Origin of the sequence: Thioclava dalianensis (genome assembly GCF_000715505.1) — a bacterium.
GTDB lineage: Bacteria > Pseudomonadota > Alphaproteobacteria > Rhodobacterales > Rhodobacteraceae > Thioclava > Thioclava dalianensis.
Genome location: NZ_JHEH01000049.1, coordinates 1 through 20,223, shown reverse-complemented (window position 1 = coordinate 20,223; position 20,223 = coordinate 1). Strand labels below are relative to the sequence as shown.

Below are 20,223 nucleotides of genomic sequence, written 5' to 3'. Positions count from 1 at the left end.
TCTGGAAGAAGCAGAACAAGGAGACCGGCGCCGATTACTACACGCTGACCATCCGCGATCACGGCTTCAACGCCAACCTCGGCAAGGCCGCGAACCAGGACGATCTGTCCCTGCAGGCCGTCATCCCCTGGGGTCCCAAAGACGCAGCCTAAGCCAAGGGCCAGACCGCTCCGGCGGTCTGGCCTTTCCTCGTTCTGAGGAATGGCAGCAGTTCGGGTCCGAAACCCGTGTCCGAAGAATGCCGCATATTTCGGACGCGGACATAGAGTCGGGCAGTCAGACTGGATCGGTCGCCGATGCGACGCCGATCTTTCAGTTCAGTGACAGCGAGGATCGCGCGAACCCGAGGCGAAACCGAATGTCAGCAGGGAGAACTGGGAGCCAGCTGAGCGAGGCAAGCGCAATCCTCCTCTCAGTCGGGCGACCCGCGCCAGGGTGGTCTTGGCGAAGCCGTTGGGTTGGCAAACACATCTTTGGCCGCAGGCGAGGAAACCCCAGATCAACGTCATGCGTCCGGGGAGCAACGTCTCGCGCCCGTGTCACCGCCGCGCGCCTTTCCGTCGACCTGTTGGCCTCTCAGATCGCTAGCCCGGGGTCGAGCGGTCGGCAACGCCGGGGGCAGGTTTCTGGACGGCTGACGCCGTGAGCGTTGCGGGGCATCGCTCACAACAAACCTGCCCCCGGCGTGCTCCATTTCATTCCGCCCCGTGCCGGGTGCAGCCCGCTCTCATGCCCCCGGTCTTTTCCACGATCCGTCCAACGACGATCAACGGAAAGGATCACACCATGACACTCGAACAATCCATCGACCTCGCGGAACTGCAAGCCGACATGGCCATCGAAGCCTACCTCGCCGCCTTTGATGAAGACACCCATCCCGAGACACTCGACAGCCTCGAGACCGAGGCGCTGATCGCCCGCAGCCGCTACGACGATCTGCGCAATCAGGGACTGGGTCACTGACCCAGACACCCCTGCGGGTCTTCGAATCCGCAGGGGTCTGACGTCGACTCTCAGAAGCTTCGTGACTCCCTCAGAGGGTGTGGCCGCGCTTTCTCGCGCGGGCCGTATTCGTGTTCCTGGCGCCCGATCCGTGACCGGCTCGGGCGCTCGATTTGCCTGTCGTCACCTGCTGATTGGGTAACAGTTTCAGCAGAGTCTTTTGACCTGATTGCCGCGTATCATTGTGGACTGCGTCCGTTCCATGCTGCGCTGCGCAGCGGTCTTGAGTACACCTTATTTCCAGCAAAAAGACACGGCACGCAAAACGTAATATTGCGCAATGTGATGTATTGAAGTATAAGCGAAGGAGAGTAGGAAGACGTTGGCAGGATAGGGCCAATGTTTGCACATTTTGTCCGAGGGGTCTGTCATGGGCGTTTCCCGCAAAGCTGAATGCTCCGCCGCACGCGAACGCGATTGCGGGCAATCGCTGCCTCGCGCGCGTCTGCGCATGCATCTTTTCCTTGGAAGCGGGAGAACGTCCTAGTGCCGAGGCCAGCGAAAAACCTGAAGCTTGAAGAGCGCATCGAAGTGGCGCGGCGCTTTGCGGCGGGTGAGAGTGCGAAGGACCTGGCGGCGGCATTTGGCATCTCTCCGCGTCATGTGAACCGGCTCGCGAAAGAGGAGGCGGGCGAGGGGCTCGCGGTACGCGATCCGAGCGAGACGGTGGCGTTCCGGGCCAGTCAGACTGAGCTTGCAGCGTTCGATGCGGAGTGGCGTGAGCGGGGCTTTGCCAACCGATCCCAGGCACTCAACGCGGTGCTTCGCGGGCGGTGTGGATTCCTCGATGTACCGCGCGATCTGGTCTCGGAATTCTGCGCGGCGTGGCGGCAGGCGAAGGATGTGTGCGACGCCGGATTGGTGCTCGCCAAGTCGGTCCATCGCGGTCGGCTGGAGGTCTCGGAGGCGGACCGCGCGGTGCTGATCGAGCTCCTTGATCTGGCGCAGTCCATGAGCCGTGAGATGGGCCGGATGAAGGATACGGCGCAGGCGCTGCGCCATCGGGAGTGGCCACAAAAGGAAGAAGGGCAGGGCGCGGAGAGCGCGGTTCTGGAGGATGGCCCGCGCACGATCGGGAGCGGTCTGAGGCTCGTGCGTGAGAGTTCCGGTTCAGAATTGGATCGCCCTTCGCTGCCTCTCGGCAAGCCTCGAACGCGAACGGCGATACCCGATGATTTGCTGAAGAACCGGAACTCTCGAAATGGCTGATCCGCTCGCCCTCTACGCCTCGGTCATGGGGCGGCTCTGGGAGGATGAGCGCATCCGGGGCCAGGCCGCGGCGCGGATCGACGCGCGGCTGGCGGGGCGTCGGCAGGGTCGGAGTTTTGCGCGCGTCGGATCCATGTCGGCGCGCAATGCGCTGAAGGTGGCCTCGGGGCAAAGCCGGGCGGCGGTGTTCAAGCGGATCCGGGCGGGGGGCTGCAAGACGCGTGCTTCGCTCGGGGCGCAGATCTCCTACATCAACGACAAGGCCCTCTACACCTACTCGACCATGACCAATGCCCTGACCGACGCGGCGGTGCTTTCTGAGGAGCAGAAGGAAGACATCATCGAGGATTGGGCTGGGACTTGGCGCGGCTCGACCAAGCTCGGTTTCACCTCGCACATGCTGCTCTCGTTCCCGACCGATGTGACGGTCGACCAGGTCCGCGACATCGCGATGGACTGGACGGAGCATTTCTTCGAGAGCGGCCAATACGGCGACCAGTGGGACTATGTTCTCGCGGTCCATGACGACCGGGCGCACAAACACGCGCACATCATCCTGAACAACCGCGGCGTCGAGAAGGGCACCTGGTTCTCCTGCTGGGCCGAGGGTGTGATGTCGCCGCAGCTCATGCGCGAGAAGCAGGCCGAGATCGCCGAAGCGTATGGCGTCATGCTCGACGCCACCACCCGGCTCGAGCGGGGCATCTTCGAGAAGCCCGCCGGCATCGAGGAGATCTACCGCGCCAAGGAAGAGGCCCGACTGCCGCGCGAAATCGTCATGACCGCGCAAGAGTCCGCCATCGCGCAGGCGCAGGTGGTGGGCTTCGCGAAGGGCTACAAGAACCTCGCCGACCTGCTGGACCGGATGGACCGGCACCACATGGCGCGCGCCGTGCGCGGCATGGCGGACGGGCTTGGTTCGTGCACGCCGTGGAACTTCACCGAAGGAGAGATAGACATGAAGGACATCAAGACCGTCGGTGACGCGATCGACTATTCCGAGCGCACGATCGAGGCGCTGAGGCTCAAAGCCGAGGCACTGGACCCGGCCGAGCGCGCCGCTTTTGAAGCCAAGGCTGCGCCGATCATCGCGGACCTTTCGCAGATGGTGCCGGATCCGGACCTGCGCGCGCGCTTTGGCAAGCAGCTCGAAGAACCCTATCCGCCGGGGGCGGGCAGCGAGGTGCTGATCGCCGCGCTGCAGTCCGGCAAGGACGAGGGGCTGCGTGAGGTGCTCGAGCGCGCCGAGGAGGCAGGCATGGACAGCGAGGAACTGGTGGCGCGCATCTCGGCGGGCGGCACGCGGAACTACGGCATGGCGCAGGATTGGGTCGAGCGGGACATGAACGCGGTGCTGGCGAAGGACGGTCTCAGCATCGAGACCGCCAATGACGACCAACTGGATGCCGCGCTCGAGAAAGTTGACGGGGTGATGGACGCACTGATGGAACGCGCCAAGGAGATGGGCGTCGAAATCGGCCGGACCCTCGCGGATGAAGAGGAGGCAACGCTGCCGCTCGTCGACGAGGACGACCGGACACCAAATCCCTACCTGCAGGACCTCGCCGACATGTTGCGCGACGGCAAGCTCACCGAGGAACAGGAAGAGACGGTCGAGCGGACCCTGCAATCCGAGCTCTTCAAGGAACTGGGCGAAGAAGGCTTGGCCGAACTTCGCCGTGGCAACTACGAGGTGCTGGATGCGGCCCTGCCAAGCAAGCTCGACCAGATCACCGTCACGCAGGAGTTCCTCGAAATGACCTTCGAGGAGACCGGTGACCAGGTCTTCACCGACCGCGCCGCCGGGTTGCAGCAGGACAAGGCAACCGAAGTCGCGCGGCTGCGCGGCCAGCAGGAAGCGCAGGAGATGGGCCGCGATCTTGGTCGGGACCGCGGTCTCGATGACGAGATGGAATTCTAAGGGGGAGATGACCACCATGACCAAGACACTTCCCCTCTGGGCCGCGCTCCTCTTCGGTGTGATCTGTGGCGCCGTCATCGGAACCATCGTCGCCGCCTTCTACCTGACCCTGGCCCTGAAAACCGGGTTTCAGAGTTTCGACATGCTGGCGCTCTGGAAGGCGAGCGCGGGCGCGCGCGCGGCGCATCCCGAAGCCTTCAAGGTGGGTTTTGGTGCCGTCGGCTTCGGAGCCATCGGGCTTGGGGTCCTGGCGCTCGCCTGGACCTGGAAGAAGGAGCGGGACGACTACGGCTCGGCCCATTGGCAGACCAAGGCAGAGCTGAAGAAGAACGACATGCTGCAGGCCCCCGGCAAAGGATTCGTCTGTGGCAAGCTCGGCGCGCCGACCTCGAAGGCTGAGTTCATTTCCTCCACCACGATCCCGCATGTGATGATGGTCGCGCCGACCCGCGCCGGTAAGGGTGTGGGCTTCGTGATCCCGAACCTCCTGAGTTTCGCGGGCTCGGTCGTGGTGCTCGACGTGAAGGGCGAGAACTTCGAGAAGACCGCGCGGCTTCGGGCGGTGAACGGCGACGAGGTCTATCGCTTCAGCCCCTTCGACTGGGCCAATGCCACGCATCGTTACAACCCCCTTGCGCGGATTGCGAAGGCCCCGACATTCGCGCAGCGCTTCACCGAGGTCTCGATCCTCGCCGACCTCTTCCTCGACAAGGACAACAAGACACTCGACACTTTTTCCGAGGCCGGCAAGTCGATCTTTGTCGCGGCCTGCCTGCTGGCGATCCAGCGCGGCACGCCAAATCTTGGTGAGGTGAACAAGATCGTCGCCGGGGGCGAATACAAGAACGCCCAGTACAAGACCTATGCCGACGAGGCCGAGGAAGACATCTTGCGTGAGCTCTGGACCAACGCGGCCTCGGCCTCGTCGCGGCTCCTGACCTCGAACATCCAGGCGCTGATGACCGCCGGTCTCAAGCAATGGGACAACCCCGCCGTGCGCTCAGCCACGCAAGACAGCGACTTTGATTTCTCGACCTTCCGCAAGACCCCGCAGTCGCTCTACATCGCCGTCTCCGAGGATCACATCGCGACGCTGGCCCCGCTCCTGCGCCTGATGTTCGCCGATCTTATCGCCTCGATCCGGCTGAATGAGCCGGGCCCGGGCGAACCCTGGCCCGTCATGATGATGATCGACGAATTCCAGCAGATGGGGGCGATGCCCTATCTCGAACGCGCGATCCATTCGCTGGCAAGCTATGGCGGCCGCGTCGCAATGATCGCGCAGTCACTGGCTTCGCTCGATCGGATTTACGGACCTGAGGGCCGCGAAAGCCTCGAGAACGGGGCAGGGCTGAAACTCTACATCACCCCGCGTGACCAGCGCACCGTAAAGGAGGTTTCCGCCGCGGTCGGCAGCACCACCCGCGAGGCGGTGACCCGGATGTACGGCCGCAACAAGGGGTTCCTCGGCGCGACCTCGACCTCGGCGCGGCTGGAAGAGCGGCCGCTTCTGTCGGAAACCGAAGCGCGCCTGATGGATCCCGACGAGGTCATCATCCTCGCTTCGCCCCAACACCCGATCAAGGCAAGCCGGATCAAGTATTACGACGATCCGTTCTTCAAGGACATGTTGGCCCGCCAGGAAGGCAAGCCGTTCCCCTATCCGCCGAGCGTGCAGGGCGTAGGGCCTTGGGGAGGCGATGCTGGTGATGAGGCAAGTTCTGACGAGCCGGTGAAACCAGCCGGGCGCGCGCCTGTCAGGGATCGTTCGCATCGCCGCGAAGCGCGCGCAATGAGCGTGATGGCGATGGAGGCCGGGCACGTGCAGCCTGAGCCCGAGACGCTCGAGCGGGAAGCGGCGGTGCCGAAGGAATGGGAGACGGCGCTCGACCGGCAGGAGGACTTCATCGAGGAGTTGTTGGGTGGGTGAGCGTGGTCGATTGGTCCCCTATTCGTCGTAGTAGCATTTCAAGTCGCGTCGCTCTTTCAATTGGGCAGGTCGGTAGGGTTTGACCTCGCCACATTGGGCGACTGCCTTGGCTCGCATGCGTTCTTCGACTGAAGGATGGATTGGGAAGTCGTCGTCAACTGCGCGAATTCCCTTCCTCCAGCGGATGCGGAATGGTCCAAATGCTACCATCGCGTCTTCGCGGTGCTGCAAACCCAGAGGGTCAGGGGCGCGGTTCAAGACGTTCTCGTTGATCTGGATGGACGGCACACAGTCTTTCAATTCGTCGACCATCCAATCGAGGGCTATATCACTCAGGCGGGACTCTGCCTCGGGATAGCTTCCGCCGATGTCGCTATGACAGCCCGGGAACCAGACCTGCTTCAGCCACTTCGGCTCTCGATCTTTGGTCTCAATCGCGGCCGCCTTCGATGCCCATCCAACCCTTGGAAAGTCCGCACGGTCCTCGTCGATCGCCATGGCGTGACGGGCGTGTTGGACATCGGGATCCAGCCACTTGTCGTAGTTGCGCTTGTTCCAAGCCGCGAAATGACCCGTCTTGAGGATCTGCGGCCAATCGGTTGGGCGCCAGAGCTTCAGTTTGCGCTCGGGATCGTCCGAGAAATACTTGAAGTTGTCGAGCAACAGGGAACCAAGCTGCCAAAGAAGCGAGACTAGAAGTACGCCAAGCGGAACAACCAAAAGCCAAGACCATCCGAGTGCAACGCCTGCGGCAAAAGCCGCCCCGACCCCGAACGTGACGCCCCAGACCAAGGTGCGGACAACTGCCGTTCGCAGTGATGCCACCGTGTCGAAGACCCCGATGAATGTAGGCTGAACGTTTCCCTGATTGTCTTCGCCTTCAATGGGAAAGCTCGAATACTTTTTGCGAAATCGTTTGCCGAGCTCTTCACGGTTCTTGAAGTAAGGATCTTGTCCGCGCGGTTTTCCAGCGCCGTGATTATAGACGAATTTTACAGCATCTTTGGCGATCTTGCGCAGGGCGGGACCATGACGCGGCACCGGAGAACCATCGGGCATCTGCGTCGGGACACCGCAAAGGTTCATGACATTGGCGAGTGCTCTGACTGTATAGGCTCCGCGAGAGAACCCAAACAGCAGCACGCGATCGCCGGGCTCGTAATGGGCGATGATCTGCTCGTAGCAATCGATGATGTTGTGGTCGATGCCAGTTCCGACGGCGCTTTCCAGGATCGGCTTGATCCGACCGAAAAACCCACCACTTTCACCGGTTCCCAAGCCCGGGTCGTAAAAGGCTACTTGGTCCTTCGGGCTAATTGGTGAATCTGGACCAGGACGCATGGCGCGATACATCTTGTAAACATTCGACAGCCGTTGGTCCGGCCTGGCACCACCCATCTGGCCGGTTCCGTCCGAGAATATGCAGATGTTCTTTACCATTTGTCGCCCTATCCAAGAACACGAAGTACAGTCAAAGTCCCGAACCTGCAGCGGTTCTGCCAAGCTAGGGAGGAGTGCAGCGAAAAAGTTTCGCCCGAATCGAGAAAAAGTAGAACATAATGGAAACACATGTGTCCACCTGGTATTGTGGTGTCTAAGTAAGGATTGCCCAATATGTTGGATACAATGCAGCAAATGGAAGTGTTCCCGACGACGGTCGATCTCAAGCGGATCGACCCGTCTCTCAACATGCGGCGCTTCTATCGAATGAGCGTTCAGCCAGACCTGTTTGGCGGTGCATGCCTCGTGCGGGAATGGGGCCGTATCGGGTTTCGAGGCCAGATGCTAATCGAACTGCATGATGACGAGGGCAAGGCTGTCACGGCGCTCATGAAGCTCCATGCTACCAAAAAGCGGCGAGGGTATAGGGCGGCTGTCGCGCAGAACTAAGATTGAATTTTAGAGAAGAAGATTTCGCATAGCATGTATTTCGCGTTTGTTTTCGGCAACCGGCTCCTCCACCTTTCGGCGGTCCAGAATCCGTAGGCAGCTTAAGACCAACCGGGCCCAGTCATGGTTGGATCAGAGCCCAGTGGCAGGTCACCGCACCCCAGGAAGTGCATAAACTCGAATACGAGCCAATTACTGAGCGATAGCGATGGCAGCTCTGTGTCGATAATCAGTAACACGCCCGAAAGGAGAATTTTTCTGTCGTTCCATCGACGCGGTTGACCCAGAAGCAGCGCGTTCCGTAATCCGCCGTTCTTACACTGAAGCTTTCAATTCCCGGGCCGATCTTTTCGGTGGCTTCGGGATGCATATGCATGAGATGCGTGAGTATTTCGGCGTCTTTACTGGTTACCTTGTCACCCAGTTCATATTTGTACAGCATATCCCTAAAAAAGTCGTTTGCGTCTCCTTTCCTCGCGAATGAGAGCGATCCGATCTCTACTGGCTTTGCGGGCATAATCGCTTCCTCTCTACTCTATTCGCTGAATTCGTGGCCCGCTTCCGGATCATCAAGGCCCGATACCTGCAGCGTTTCCCTGACGATAAGGTTAGGCAGGTCCATTCCGGCGAAATTCGGGCCATGCTCATTAATCCAGGCCAGGCAACCTTCCTTGTCCAGATCGTCGCGCGCAATCTTCTCATACAAGGCCACCGCAGACATGCGGGAAAGCCCTAGTTCCATTAATGAGAGAAGCGTGATGCTGGAGACGCCAAACTCAAGCGCTATCCCGATGTCAAAGTCTTCATCAATCAGGTCCTCGCGCTCGGCTTCAGTCAAGAACAGGCGGAGGACATCCATATAGGCGGAAATATACTTCGGTGCCTTGAATCTTGCTGTCTCTTCCACCATGCTCATCGTTTCGCGAATGAGCACTGGAAGCTTGAACGATCTGTTGTTTCGCTGCTGATACTCTATACGCTTCCTGATAATTGCAGCCAAAGACAATCCTTTCAGCCACTCGACAACCACGAGCGCGTGCAGGGGAATGAGACTGTCCGGCAGAAAGACAGGATACAAATTCGCGTTAATCCGTCGCATCACGGTGACGTACCTGTCGTACGCATCGACGCTTTCCGAAGGCGCGAGCAGCAGATTTTCGATATTGCCTTCGTACTTTCGAAAAGCTTCCAGCAAACGCTGCAGGCCCACCGCGCTGACGCCTGGATGTCGGACTAGAACATCCTGCGTAATATTGATCAGCGCCGAAATACCTTCGAGGCTTCTATCGAGTTTCCGGAGCGTATCTGGAGAATGCCGCTTCGCAAATGCGGCATCGGAAAGCGTACCAAGACGAATATAGGTATTGAGGAGATAAGCCCCGACCTGTTCGAATTCTTCACCTTGCGCAAGATCGGCCAAAGAGTCGATGTTTCTGTTCTCAAGATACGCAGCCAGTTCATCGGTGGAAGATATAACGACGTCAGTCTCTCTCTTGATCGGGTAGCGTGAGCGCTTCGGCACGCCGACGGGCCATGCTTTCTCATCCTTTGGATCGATACAGATGATATTGCCTTGGAATTCGTTTCCCCAGCGACCGGCCCGTCCCGCGAGGTTCCAGAAGTCGTGCGGCTCCATCGGGTTCCCACGGCCCTTCCGGGGACCGCGCACAACGATGGTCCTGCAAGAGAGATTTACTCCCTCAATCAGCGTCGAGGTGCAGGCAAGAAATCTTATCTTGCCGTCGCGGAACAGCCTCTCAATCTCGGTGCGGATGAGAGAGGGCATGTTTCCATAGTGAAAAGCGACACCACGTTCGACCAGCGGCGCGAGCTGATAATTACGGTGGACCCCTTTGCGGGCCAGATCAGCCAGGTCCAGCAATTCCTGATCATCTGTCTTCTCCGAGCCTTCCAACTGGCTGATAAGGAGCGCGACGTCCTCCGCTTCAGCCGCGCCGTTGCAGTAAACCAGTGTGCCGCCGCGACCGCCTGCCGCCGCTGCGATGAACGCCAGTCTTTTTTTCAGGCCCGCAGGCTTGTTCGACAGTTTAAGCGTGCCCAGTGGTATGGGTGAATCGCCCCAGACAAGGTCCAGCGACCACTCCTTGGGCTTCCGAGGCACTTGCTCGGCTAGGATCACGTTCTGCAGAACGGTTGGCATATCGGTATTGACCGACGTTTTTGGCATATCGTTCGGCGCATCCTCAAGCAGTTCTCCGGGATTTTGTGTCGAAGGACTTACAAACACGACCTTCATCATCGGGTTCTGCCGAGACACCCGCTCGATTGCATCCTGCAGTATTACACCGCGCTGATTGTCTCCGATCTTGTGTGCTTCATCAACAATGAGAAGGTCTACACTGAAGTCCTCCCCGAGAAGATTGACAAGCAGGTGCAAACGCTCCTGCGTGAATACGAAGACGGCTTTCTTGTCTCCCGTCGTGGATGAGAAATAAACTTCCGTCAGCGGTAGCGACGTGATCTCGATGCCGGTGTCCGACTGACATAGCTCCTTCAGACTGAGTTCAATCTCACTCACCAAAGCCCGGGTTGGGGCCAGGTAAACGGCGATCTTTGTCTTGCTTGTGCGAACGTGATCGAGCAGCCACTGCAAAACGAGGTAAGTTTTTCCGGACGCGGTTGGCGCGGACGCTGAAAGCCAGCCCGCGCCGGAAGAGGCGCCCGCCCATAGTTCTCTCTGAAAATCGTTTACGCCTATCCATTTTCCGCTCGATTCAAGGAGTATTGAGTCCTCGAAACGTCTTCTGTTGGCTTCAAGGCGCATCGACACGCCCAGTCTGCCCTCAAGATCGGGAGCGATCCGGTTTCGCCGTATTGCCAGCTCGACGGACCTGCGATTGGACAGCTTTTCGAGGAGGACAGCCCCCGCATCCCGCACTTCCGGCGAAGTTTCGAGTGTGACGGCAGCGGTTGCGATCCGCAGCGCCGCCTCCTGATGCGTTCGTTCGGTTGATCTGGCCAAAAGGCTTCCGGCCAAAAGAAGCTGCTGCCAGTCAAAGCTATTCTTTGGGTCAGCGGATTCATGGATTGCGTCCAGATTTGTTATCTCGGTCGCCACTGTGATCTGAGTCAACCTGATAATATCATCACGAAGCGCCTCACCCGTCAGCCAATCAAAGAGTTCGGTATCTTTCATTTTTTGATACCCAGCGCCTTAAGGAACGATGCGCGAAACCCATCCGCCGAAGGCACTGGCACGCAGAAAAACTGGATGTCGAATTTGTCGAGTTTCTCCACCGATAGTCTGTTCTTTACATTCTTCACCCATTTTTCCATTTCGTCATTCGCCGCCTTCAGGATGTCCTCCCCGATGCCTTTTGCATCATCTTTCGGATAGAAATCCGCATCGAAGGCGATAAGCGCGATCCCGCAATATTCGACCCTGTTCGATAGCGGTGAGGTTCGGTCGAAATACTTCCGGAATGCGGCCGTAAGTTCCGGATCACTGAGATCGGCCTTGTCGCTGAGGAGCACGAGATCCCGCTCGCGATCAGCGCGTTCGTGGTCCGTCTCCACGAGCAAAGGGGCAAGTGACGCAAGGCAATCTCTTATGGCCGCTGTAGGGTCGCCATAAACCTTTGACTCGCCCCAGAAAAGTTTGAGAAGGCCGTTTTCGTTTACGGAAGCATAGACGCCGTCCGCACCATGATAGTGCATGTGAGAGTCGGTCTTCAGGTCCATCTTACAGAGCACCTGAGGAACCTTGAGAAAGCGCTCTGCGAGTAGGAAGAGCAGCATCTCGCCGCCTTCGCCAGTATTGGCAAGGTCCGTAAAGGTGCCGATTGCCTCGTGGTGCAGGGCTGCAACCGCGCTTCCGGACTTGAATCTGGCGTCCCGCGCCCGCGCATCATCCAACCGCGATTTCGGGACGGCATAATCGATAATTGAGTTGCGCATAAATTCCGCAAGGCGCTCCGGCTTGACGCGTCCGTTCCCATCCACAGTCAGGCAATGACAGTGGAGACGGGCCACGCAATCTTTCAAGAGCACGTCCCGTTGAACAAGCTGGAGATGAACACCCAACTCTTCTGGATCGCCCGAAACTATATTAACCAAGTCTTCTGGAAGTACTGGAGTCAGTGGTCGCCTCCTTTCGTTTTAGGGTGGTTGTGCCGACCCCGCTGCTGCTCGCATAGAGAGTATCATATGTAATTCCGATAGTTAGGTTTTTCTTCGCGCTGCGGTCAAAGAGACTGTGCGACATTCCTTCAATGACCCAAGGTCCGGAGTGTCACCGCTGCCCGTTGCTAATACGTCAGATATCGCCTTATGGCGTGACCGCTACACTTCGCCTTGCGGACGTCCAGTTCAGCGTTGCAAACGGCTGCATTGCGCCGTCTATGTCGGTAGTTTTCACGACCCCGGCAAGTAGAACTCCGTGATCCCCCGCTTCCCCTCCGCGCGACCGAGTTGGACGATCACATCGATGGATTTCCGGATGTACTCGCGCACCTCGGCGAAGGTCAGCGGTGTGCCAGCCTGCAGCACCATGATCGCAAGCCGGTCGATCGCGAGTTCCGCGGTTTCGGCGTGGATGGTCGAGACCGATCCGCCATGGCCGGTGTTGATCGCCTCGAGATAGGTCAGGGCCTCGGCGCCGCGCAGCTCGCCGACGATGATCCGATCGGGGCGCATTCGGAGGGAGGCCTGCAGGAGGGCGTTAGCGCTGCGCTGCGAGCCGGCACCGCGGTCGGCCAGGAGGGCGACGGTGTTCGGCTGGCCGGGGAAGAGCTCAAAGGCGTCTTCAATGGTGATCAACCGTTCGTGCTCGCTCACGTAGGTCAGAAGGTGGCGAGCGAAGGTGGTCTTGCCGGTCGAAGTGCCGCCGCTGATGAGGACGTTGAGCCGTGCCTCGACCAGGGTCTGTAGGGCAGCTTCGAGGTTCTCTTCGGCGAGACTGGCAATGCTTTTCATCTTCTTGGCCCGGAGCGCATCGAGCGAGACGGCTTTGCCGAAGAGATAGGCCGGGACGTAATCCCTGACGCTGCCCGAGGCGAAAAGGCGGATGGTGATCGAGGCACCGCGGTCGATGGCGGGCGGCACGGCGACCTGGACCCGGAGTGGCCGGCCCGCATATTCTACCTTGCCGGAGACGAGGGGGTTCTTTTCAGAGACGCGGGCCTTGGCGTCGCCGACGATGGTCTGGGCCATGTTGAGGGCGGTAGTCCGGTCCACGGTCTGGCCTTCGTGGCGCATGGTGGCGTCGCCCGCGGCCTCGAGCCAGACCTTGCCGTCCGGGTTGATCGCGATCTCGACCACGTCGTCGCGCCGCAGAAGGTCGCGGAACGGGTCGAGATAACGCTCGAGGTAGGAGGCTGGCGACGCCTGATCCATCAGTAAATCACCACATCCCGGTCCACCAGCACGGTGACCGAGGCACCCTGATCGACATAGATCGTCGGGGCGATCGAAACCTGATCGGCGATGACCGAGCCGACCGCATCCTGAAGATCGCTGCCGACATCGCCCAGGACGATGCTGGTCGTCTCGTTATTGGCACTTTCCGCCGCTACCGCGGGCGCCGCTCCGATCACGGAAATCAGCGCCGCGCCGCCGAAGCGCTCGGCGAACTTCGTGTCGACGAGGCCTGTCAGGCCGGAGCGACCGAGCCGGTCTCCGCCCACAGCGGCGATTTCCATTGAGGTGCCGTCCGGTGTCAGGACGCGGGTCCAGAGGATCAGGATGCGCTTCTGATGCATCTCGATCCCTGAGCGGTATTGGCCAAAAAGGCGGGAGCCACGTGGAATCAGGATCCGGTCCCCGGAAAATGCTGGGACCGGTTCGGAGACGACCGCCACGACAGACCCGGGCAGGTCGCTGTTGATGGCGGTCTGGAGCGCCGCCTGGATGACGGACCCTTGGGTCAGCGTGCGTTCCGGGTAAGCGAGGCGGGCAGCCTCCTGCACTTCGAGCGGCCGCGCGCTCTGCAGGAACCGCTCATTGCCCGAAAGGACTGGCCCCCCTGTGCCCGTGGCGGCAGGATCGGCGACCGCCGCGCCACTTTGGCCGCCGCGAGGACCGTCGGCATAGACCACGGCGGGGGATTTGATCTGCGCGGTCAGAAGCTCTTCGGCGACCCGCTCAGCCTCGCGCTGGCGCTGCTCCTCTTCCTGCCGGCGGCGTTCTTCTAGCAGGCGCTGATCAGCAATCAGCCCCTCGCGGTCCAGTTCGGCCTCGAGCCCCTCGCGCTGCGCCCGTTCGGCATCGAGCATGGCCTGCAGCCCCTCGATACGGGTCTCGGTCTGGCGCTGCAGGTTGGCAAGCTCGGCCTCTTTCTCCGCGATAAGTGCTTCCAGTGCGGTCTTCTGCTCGTCGAAGGCCTCGCGCAGATCCGCCACCGCGGACTGGATCTCTGAATTCCGCGCGGCCTGGCTGGCGGCGAGGGCCTCGCGGAGCTTGGCGATCTCGGCCAACACCTCGGCGCTTGGCTCCGGGGCAGGGGCCTCAGGCACATCGAGCGCTTCCTCGACGGCGATCAGCGCGTCATTGACCCGTTGCTCGGTCTCGTCAGGCGGGAACTCCAGCCGTCCGCCGGTGCCGGGGCGTCGGTCCTGGAAGGTCTCGACATCGGAAGTCTCAAGCGCGCTGTCACCCTCCTGCAGACCAGTGGCCAGGAAATACGCCACCCCGGCGCCGCCGAGGGCAAGGGCGGCCGCCAGTGCGCCGACCCCGAGGCTGTTGCCGCGGCGTTTGGATTTGCCACGCTGGTTGAACTGGTCGAGGCGGTTCTGAAGATCGGGAGGGTTTTGATCGGCCATGGTCAGTTGCTCACATAGATTGCGCTCTCGTCGCGCATCGCACAGATTGCCTCGTCGCCGATGCGCAGCGTCCAGTAGGTGTTCATCCCGAGCACACGGACGGTGTTGCCTGCCTGCGTCCAGTTCACCGTGCGCTCACGGCCTTGGTCATCGGCCTTGAAGAGGGCGGGCTGGCGGGCGTTTTCCGGGAAGACGAAGTAGGTATAGCGCCCGTCGTCATAGATATGGCTGGGGCGGAAATCGCCCTCGCCCGAGACGCGGTAGTTGTAGTTGCGCGGCGCCTCGAACCCTTTGGGCTGGGAGGCGGCCGCAGCGCGGCGTTCCTCGTCGGGGTAGCGGAAGCGGACTTCGAAGAACATCCCGGTGCGGTTCGGGATCGAGCCTTCGCGCAGGTGGAAGGAATAGGTGCGTCGGTTGGTGATCACCGTCATGTTGGTGGAGGCATTGGCCACATGCGGTTTGATCGTGAGCACATTGCCAAGCTCGGGGATCGGATCGACCTGGAAGCTTTCGGTGTCGCCCACAATCACCGCCTCGAAGCGTTCCCCCGCCCCGAAATGAATCGTCGTCGAATGCCTGAGATCGGTCTCGATCCGGTAGACCTGATTTTCATTGTAGACGGCGGTGCGGATGCGGATGTCGAGCGGACCGCCCTGGGGCGTGGCCTCTGCAAACGCGGCAACAGGGAGGGCAAGCGCCAGGAGTAGCGCGGGCAGGGATTTCATGGGGGTCAGTTCTCCAGGGTCTCGGCGTCGACGCGGTAGGAGGTCACCACGAAGCCCAAGGGGTTTGCCCAGACGTCCTGAAGGCGCTGGCGAGTTTCGGGTTGGAAGTCGTAGCCGACGGTGGCGACGTACGGCCTGGTCACGGTGCGGGTGTCGCGGGGACGGCGGAGCGTGCGGGTGAAGCGGACCTGCGCCACGCCGCGCTCGATCTGGTTGACGGACTTGATGACCACCTCGATCTTGGCGTCGCGCCCGTAAACGGTGATCGGGTAGTCTTCGTTGGTGGAGGACCAGAGATCGCGCAGCGTGCGGGCGGCATCGCCATCCGAACGATCGAGGACCGAGTTGATGCGCTGCTCGCCATCGGTCAGGTCATAGGTCTCGCGGTCATCGACATAGGCCACGAGGTTCGCCTGGATGATCGCGTCGCTCTCGGACAGCGACAGCGCCTGCACGGCGGCGACCCGGTCCATCTCGCCGGTTTCCTTGTCGACCACGACCACGAAGGTCTCGGTGGATTTGAGGGGAAAGAGGCTCGCGCCCGCGACCATGCCGGCGACGCCGACCAGCACGCCGGCGGCTGCCACGAACCAGGCGAAGCGCTCGCGCCGCCTTGGCCCGTAGATGAAATCCGCCTCGAATGCGTCGCGGTCGTGGTTTGCGGAACTGGTTACAGTCTTCGTCAAAGTCGTCGTCTTTCACATCAGGGTTTGCGGAAGGCCTTGGCGGCGGAGAGAAGCGCGCCGGGGCTCTGCCGGATCATCTCGCCGGTCTTCACCACGCCCGCATTGGCCATCTGGTTCAGCTCGTGGGGGGATTTGCCGGTGACGAGGCGCGAGGCGGCACCCGTGCCGTACTCCCGCGTGTTCACGAAACCCTGGCGCGCAAGGCCGGTCAGGCCCACGGCATTCGAGGCAATGCCGACGACGCCGGTGAGGTTGGAGGCGATGTAGGGCACCGAGGCCATGATCCCGGCGCTGAGGATCAGGATCACGAGGAAGGGCAGGATGAGGCTGACGGTTTCGACATCGCCGGGATCGGCGGAGGCATCCCCGATGGCCTCTGCGATGGCGACGATGATGCCCGCAGCGCCTGCGGCAGCGACGGGCATGAGCGCATAGCCGATGGTGGCACGGGTCCAGGCCTCGAAGAGCGACTGGGTCGGCTTGAAGAGCGAGGTCACGATCATGAAGGGGGCGATCACGATCATCAGTGCAAAGACGATGCGGGCGAAGGCGATGATGCCGGCGGTGACGGCGGCGAAGACGGCGGAGAGAACGAAGAAGATGGCGCCCAGCACCGCGCCGAAGACCCAGCCCGCGCGGTCGCCGATCGTATCGCCATAGGCGGTGATGCGGGCGACCATGTTGTCGAGGCTCTCATAGACCCCGGCCTCGTCACCCGAGCCGGTGAGCGCCAGGATCGAGGCGCCCACGGAGTCGGGGACGTCCGTGACGATGCCATAGATGACGCTGAAGTTGTCCCAGCTCTGCGCGAAGATCCCGACCAGTGCCACCTTCATCCCGAAGGCAAAGCCGGTGCCGAAGGGCAGGGGGCGGAGTTGCATCACGGCGTTGATCCCCAGGAGGACGAGGAGGAGGGTCGCACCTGCCGAGATGACATTGCCGACCGAGGCTGCGGAAGAGACAAACCCGTCCTGCGCCACGGTGTTCACAGCGGCGTCGACCTGGCTCAGGATGTCGCGAATAACGCCCATCTATTCCGCACAGGCCTCCACAACTTGCGCCTCGAGCGCGTCGGCCTTGGCATAGAGCTCGAGCACGTTGAAGGGCAGGCGCGGATTGTCCGAAGTTTGGAACCTGGGCAGGGCGTCATGTGCCTGATCCCAGGTGTAGTCGTCCAGCAGGCAGGTGCAGGTTTCCGAGGCGAGCGCCTCCTCGGCAATCAGGATGCGCAGGATCGCGCGGTAGCCGTTGCGAAGGTAAGCCGTTTCGGCCAGATCGGCGGGTGGTTTTGGGACCCGGCAGGCGTCGGCTTCGTCCCGCGCGATGGCCATCGAGCTGAAGGGTGTGTCAACGGACGGATCCGTATTCGGGGTCTGGGCCAGCGCGCTACAGGGCAGGGCAGCCAAGACAAGCGCTGCGATACCAAGCGCCCGAACTGGAACCAAGCTGTGGGTCATGGACGTTCTCATGGATCCACCGCCATCGAGCGGAACTTGCGCTCATCCGCGAGAGTCGCGGCATCGACGACACCGAGCTGGCCGGCACTGACGCCTTGCGCCGCTTCCAGCCGCCAGATCTGGGTCAGGATGATGCCGAGCTCGGCGGTCACGCGGGTATTGAGATCGACGGCAGCCTTCAGCCCGTCCTGATCGTCGATGAGCCCGACCATGGTCTCGAGCCGTTCGAGGCTTTGACCGGCCTCCTCGTGGCTTTCCTGCGCGGCAACCGAGAGCATGGCGCTGGCCCCGGCCGAGGTGGCGATGCGGTTGTCGGCGGGTTGATCAGAGCCCGAGAGCGTGCTCAGGCGTTCCGACGTAAAGCCGCTGCCCGACAGCAAGCGCTCGACCGAGGCCGAAAGCTCGGCGCCGGGATTGAAGCCGCTCAGGAAATCGCCGCTCGCCAGCGATTGCGCGGTGTTGAGCGGAGCGACCAGCTTGCCGCGGAGTGCTCGGAACTCCTCGACCGTGGCGAAAAGCTCGCCCAGCCCACTGCCTTGGATCAGCGAGGTTAGTTGCGCTTCGAGGTTCGTCAGTTGCGACAGCTGGGTTTCCAACTCCAGCCGCATGGTGGCGAGCTGCTGCATCTGAACGTTCAGGTCCTCCGCCATGTGTTCGAGCTGCGCCACGAGCTGGCCAAGCTGCGAGCCATCGAAGGTTGGCACGCCCTGGGCCGAGGCGGGCAACGGAAGCCCGAGTGTGGTGACCGCCGCTGCGGTCAGGAGAAGATGTCTCATTCGGGAACTCCCATCTGCATGAAGTCGCGCTCGGTCAGCCGGTCGGCGACGAGGTGCTGCGCATAGGCCGCCTCGCGCTGCTGGTTTGCGGCCATCAGCCGGACGCGGAGGTTGAGGATGCGGCCGATCTCGGCCTTGGCGTAGGTGTTGAGTTCCCAGGCCGCCTTGGCATTGGGCTGAGCATCGATCTGCAGGATGATCGCGCGCAGGCGATTGATGACCTGTTCGGTGGTCGCCGAACTGTCGGCCGCGTAATAGACGCCCGCCTCGGAGATGCTGGCATATTCGGCGAGCGCAAAGTCCGAAGGCGAGAGTGTGCCGAGCGCGTCGGCACCACCCACCACGGCGAGGTATTCGTTGTAGAACTTCGAGATGTTACGCACATAGCCTTGCGTCTCGGCGAAGGGCGGCACGCCACCGTACTCGATCACGCGGCCGGGCCCCGCGTTATAGGCTGCGAGCGCATGGGGGATGTTGCCGAAACGGTTGAGTTGAGTGGTGATATAGCGCGCGCCGCCGCGCAGGTTGTCCTTCACATTGTACCGGTCGACGCCGAGATCGGAGGCGGTGCCGGGCATGAGCTGGGTCAGACCATAAGCCCCGACTGGGCTTTGTGCTGTGACGTTGAAGCGGCTCTCCTGCTTGATCAGGGCCTGGAAGAGGCAGCGCCACTGGGTGGCCGAGAGCCCGGCGCGGGCCACACCCGGCGCGCCTGCGAATTCACCTGCCACCTCGACGATCATCATCTCGACCGTCTCGCGGCCCTCACCGAAGAGGCGGCTGTTCATCGGGCTTGGATCGGTGTTCGGGTAGACCGCCGCCACCCCAAAATCCGCGTTGCCCTCGAGCGCGCGGATATCGAAGCCGGGACCAGTGATGGCCGCCGTCATCTCCTCGAGGACGCGAAGCTGATCGGCCTGCACGTCCGCCAGGGTCGACTCTGTCCGATCCTTGTCCTGCTGGACGCCCAGATCCTCTGCGAGCGCCGTCACCCGCGCGATGGCACGACCGATCGCGGAATTGTCCTGCGTCGGCACGCCCTGGGGATGCGCGGGCAAAGCGCTGAGGCCGAGGCAGAACCCGGCGGATATGAACGCGGCGCGGCTCATTCCGGACGGGGCAGGGGTTCGAAGGTGCAGTCGGGCTTGGCCGTTGCGTGAGCCGGTGCGCCCATGGTCGAGAAGGAGAGGGTCGAGCGCGTCACCTGCGGCTCGCCATTGCGTCCGAAGCAGGGCGAGGTTTTCTCGGTGTATTTCTCGCAAGCCGAGAGGACGCCAACGGCGGCGCAAAGCGCGAGGAGAGGTTTCGAATTCATATCACATGTCTCCAGAAATCAGGATTGGCGCGCCAATCGGCGGGAACGCGGGCCTCGCCGGTGGCGCCGCCGCCAAGGATGGGGAGGAGGTCGCCCAAGGCAGAGAGATCGGCATCGACGAAGACGCTGTCGCCCGCCGAGCGGACAAGGGCGATGCGCTGGCCGATGGTGGGCTGGACAAGGAGGGCGGCCTCCTTGGCGTTGACGCGGAGGAAGTCGTAGTCGGAGACAGTGGCACGATCGTTCGGGAAGAGGATTTGGGTTGGCACTGTCTCGACGATGGTCTTGCCGACGCGGCTGTCGCGCAGCTGGCTCGGATACTGCGTCATCATGATCACGACGCAGTTCATTTTCCGAAGCGTGACCAGCCAGTTTTCCAACCGTGCCCCGAAATAGGGATCGTCCAAGAGCTTCCAGGCCTCGTCGAGCACGATGATGGTGGGACGGCGATCTTCGACCACGCGTTCGATCTGGCGGAAGATATAGGAGAGCACCGCCATCCGCGGTATTGTCAGGTTAATTCCCTCTGCCCC

The 20,223-nt window shown here is 61.5% G+C and carries 18 protein-coding genes and 1 pseudogene; 5 read left to right on the top strand and 14 right to left on the bottom strand.

Annotated features, from left to right (window positions below):
• Positions 1-786: 786 nt before the first annotated feature.
• The 4 genes from DL1_RS21920 (at position 787) to DL1_RS19310 (ending at position 6,062) form a co-directional block, all read left to right on the top strand.
• Entirely contained in the window at positions 787-963 is a 177-nt protein-coding gene (locus tag DL1_RS21920) for a hypothetical protein (protein WP_169740914.1), read from the top strand.
• Positions 964-1,395: 432 nt separating this feature from the next.
• Positions 1,396-2,211, top strand: a complete 816-nt coding sequence (locus tag DL1_RS19320) for a helix-turn-helix domain-containing protein (protein WP_245739653.1) — start codon at positions 1,396-1,398, stop codon at positions 2,209-2,211.
• Positions 2,204-4,132, top strand: a complete 1,929-nt coding sequence (locus tag DL1_RS19315) for a relaxase/mobilization nuclease domain-containing protein (protein WP_038069588.1) — start codon at positions 2,204-2,206, stop codon at positions 4,130-4,132. The genes DL1_RS19320 and DL1_RS19315 overlap by 8 nt, the downstream gene beginning before the upstream one ends.
• 16 nt (positions 4,133-4,148) lie before the next feature.
• A complete protein-coding gene (locus DL1_RS19310; protein ID WP_038069585.1) occupies positions 4,149-6,062 on the top strand; it encodes a type IV secretory system conjugative DNA transfer family protein in 1,914 nt (637 codons plus the stop codon).
• Between the two features lie 18 nt (positions 6,063-6,080).
• Here the strand turns inward: DL1_RS19310 and DL1_RS19305 are convergent, their stop codons facing one another.
• Entirely contained in the window at positions 6,081-7,502 is a 1,422-nt protein-coding gene (locus DL1_RS19305) for a phospholipase effector Tle1 domain-containing protein (protein ID WP_038069584.1), read from the bottom strand.
• A gap of 174 nt (positions 7,503-7,676) precedes the next feature.
• Here DL1_RS19305 and DL1_RS19300 point away from each other — a divergent pair, with 174 nt between their 5' ends.
• Positions 7,677-7,952, top strand: a complete 276-nt coding sequence (locus tag DL1_RS19300; protein WP_038069583.1) for a WGR domain-containing protein — start codon at positions 7,677-7,679, stop codon at positions 7,950-7,952.
• Positions 7,953-8,181: 229 nt separating this feature from the next.
• On the opposite strand, the gene DL1_RS19295 is transcribed toward DL1_RS19300, so the two are convergent.
• The 13 genes and pseudogenes from DL1_RS19295 to DL1_RS19235 all read right to left on the bottom strand — a co-directional run.
• A complete protein-coding gene (locus DL1_RS19295) occupies positions 8,182-8,469 on the bottom strand; it encodes a DCL family protein (protein ID WP_038069582.1) in 288 nt (95 codons plus the stop codon).
• Positions 8,470-8,487: 18 nt separating this feature from the next.
• Positions 8,488-11,109: a DEAD/DEAH box helicase gene (locus DL1_RS19290; protein WP_038069580.1), complete on the bottom strand. Its 2,622-nt coding sequence runs from the start codon at positions 11,107-11,109 to the stop codon at positions 8,488-8,490.
• Positions 11,106-11,963, bottom strand: a complete 858-nt coding sequence (locus DL1_RS19285) for a HamA C-terminal domain-containing protein (RefSeq protein ID WP_248642603.1) — start codon at positions 11,961-11,963, stop codon at positions 11,106-11,108. The genes DL1_RS19290 and DL1_RS19285 overlap by 4 nt, the downstream gene beginning before the upstream one ends.
• Before the next feature lie 363 nt (positions 11,964-12,326).
• Positions 12,327-13,307, bottom strand: coding sequence for an ATPase, T2SS/T4P/T4SS family (locus tag DL1_RS19280; RefSeq protein ID WP_038069577.1), 981 nt, complete (start codon positions 13,305-13,307; stop codon positions 12,327-12,329).
• Positions 13,307-14,731 carry a TraB/TrbI/VirB10 family type IV secretion system protein gene (locus DL1_RS19275; protein WP_038069576.1) on the bottom strand — a complete coding sequence of 475 codons (1,425 nt, stop codon included), beginning with the start codon at positions 14,729-14,731 and terminating at the stop codon, positions 13,307-13,309. The genes DL1_RS19280 and DL1_RS19275 overlap by 1 nt, the downstream gene beginning before the upstream one ends.
• Before the next feature lie 2 nt (positions 14,732-14,733).
• On the bottom strand, positions 14,734-15,456 hold the full coding sequence (locus tag DL1_RS19270) for a TrbG/VirB9 family P-type conjugative transfer protein (protein ID WP_038069575.1): 723 nt from the start codon (positions 15,454-15,456) through the stop codon (positions 14,734-14,736).
• A gap of 5 nt (positions 15,457-15,461) precedes the next feature.
• The gene (locus tag DL1_RS19265; RefSeq protein ID WP_038069573.1) at positions 15,462-16,142 is read right to left on the bottom strand and encodes a VirB8 family type IV secretion system protein; all 681 of its coding nucleotides are present in this window, start codon (positions 16,140-16,142) and stop codon (positions 15,462-15,464) included.
• A gap of 17 nt (positions 16,143-16,159) precedes the next feature.
• On the bottom strand, positions 16,160-17,173 hold the full coding sequence (locus tag DL1_RS19260; protein ID WP_038069572.1) for a TrbL/VirB6 family protein: 1,014 nt from the start codon (positions 17,171-17,173) through the stop codon (positions 16,160-16,162).
• Positions 17,174-17,599: a hypothetical protein gene (locus tag DL1_RS19255; protein WP_081856412.1), complete on the bottom strand. Its 426-nt coding sequence runs from the start codon at positions 17,597-17,599 to the stop codon at positions 17,174-17,176.
• 8 nt (positions 17,600-17,607) lie between these two features.
• Positions 17,608-18,375 carry a type IV secretion system protein gene (locus DL1_RS19250; protein ID WP_038069570.1) on the bottom strand — a complete coding sequence of 256 codons (768 nt, stop codon included), beginning with the start codon at positions 18,373-18,375 and terminating at the stop codon, positions 17,608-17,610.
• Positions 18,372-19,484 (bottom strand): lytic transglycosylase domain-containing protein, encoded by a 1,113-nt coding sequence (locus DL1_RS19245; RefSeq protein ID WP_038069568.1) that lies wholly within the window; start codon positions 19,482-19,484, stop codon positions 18,372-18,374. The genes DL1_RS19250 and DL1_RS19245 overlap by 4 nt, the downstream gene beginning before the upstream one ends.
• On the bottom strand, positions 19,481-19,690 hold the full coding sequence (locus DL1_RS19240; protein WP_038069564.1) for a hypothetical protein: 210 nt from the start codon (positions 19,688-19,690) through the stop codon (positions 19,481-19,483). Before DL1_RS19240 ends, DL1_RS19245 begins: the two co-directional genes overlap by 4 nt.
• Positions 19,687-20,223 (bottom strand): annotated as a pseudogene (locus DL1_RS19235) (VirB4 family type IV secretion/conjugal transfer ATPase); the annotation flags it as partial. The pseudogene DL1_RS19235 and the gene DL1_RS19240, both read right to left, overlap by 4 nt.

Excerpts from the sequence above, each read along its gene's own strand:
- DL1_RS21920 (WP_169740914.1), top strand. The coding sequence starts at position 787 with ATGACACTCGAACAATCCATCGACCTCGCGGAACTGCAAGCCGACATG.
- DL1_RS19320 (WP_245739653.1), top strand. The coding sequence starts at position 1,396 with ATGCTCCGCCGCACGCGAACGCGATTGCGGGCAATCGCTGCCTCGCGC.
- DL1_RS19315 (WP_038069588.1), top strand. The coding sequence starts at position 2,204 with ATGGCTGATCCGCTCGCCCTCTACGCCTCGGTCATGGGGCGGCTCTGG.
- DL1_RS19310 (WP_038069585.1), top strand. The coding sequence starts at position 4,149 with ATGACCAAGACACTTCCCCTCTGGGCCGCGCTCCTCTTCGGTGTGATC.
- DL1_RS19305 (WP_038069584.1), bottom strand. The coding sequence starts at position 7,502 with ATGGTAAAGAACATCTGCATATTCTCGGACGGAACCGGCCAGATGGGT.
- DL1_RS19300 (WP_038069583.1), top strand. The coding sequence starts at position 7,677 with ATGTTGGATACAATGCAGCAAATGGAAGTGTTCCCGACGACGGTCGAT.
- DL1_RS19295 (WP_038069582.1), bottom strand. The coding sequence starts at position 8,469 with ATGCCCGCAAAGCCAGTAGAGATCGGATCGCTCTCATTCGCGAGGAAA.
- DL1_RS19290 (WP_038069580.1), bottom strand. The coding sequence starts at position 11,109 with ATGAAAGATACCGAACTCTTTGATTGGCTGACGGGTGAGGCGCTTCGT.
- DL1_RS19280 (WP_038069577.1), bottom strand. The coding sequence starts at position 13,307 with ATGGATCAGGCGTCGCCAGCCTCCTACCTCGAGCGTTATCTCGACCCG.
- DL1_RS19275 (WP_038069576.1), bottom strand. The coding sequence starts at position 14,731 with ATGGCCGATCAAAACCCTCCCGATCTTCAGAACCGCCTCGACCAGTTC.
- DL1_RS19270 (WP_038069575.1), bottom strand. The coding sequence starts at position 15,456 with ATGAAATCCCTGCCCGCGCTACTCCTGGCGCTTGCCCTCCCTGTTGCC.
- DL1_RS19260 (WP_038069572.1), bottom strand. The coding sequence starts at position 17,173 with ATGGGCGTTATTCGCGACATCCTGAGCCAGGTCGACGCCGCTGTGAAC.
- DL1_RS19255 (WP_081856412.1), bottom strand. The coding sequence starts at position 17,599 with ATGACCCACAGCTTGGTTCCAGTTCGGGCGCTTGGTATCGCAGCGCTT.
- DL1_RS19250 (WP_038069570.1), bottom strand. The coding sequence starts at position 18,375 with ATGAGACATCTTCTCCTGACCGCAGCGGCGGTCACCACACTCGGGCTT.
- DL1_RS19245 (WP_038069568.1), bottom strand. The coding sequence starts at position 19,484 with ATGAGCCGCGCCGCGTTCATATCCGCCGGGTTCTGCCTCGGCCTCAGC.
- DL1_RS19240 (WP_038069564.1), bottom strand. The coding sequence starts at position 19,690 with ATGAATTCGAAACCTCTCCTCGCGCTTTGCGCCGCCGTTGGCGTCCTC.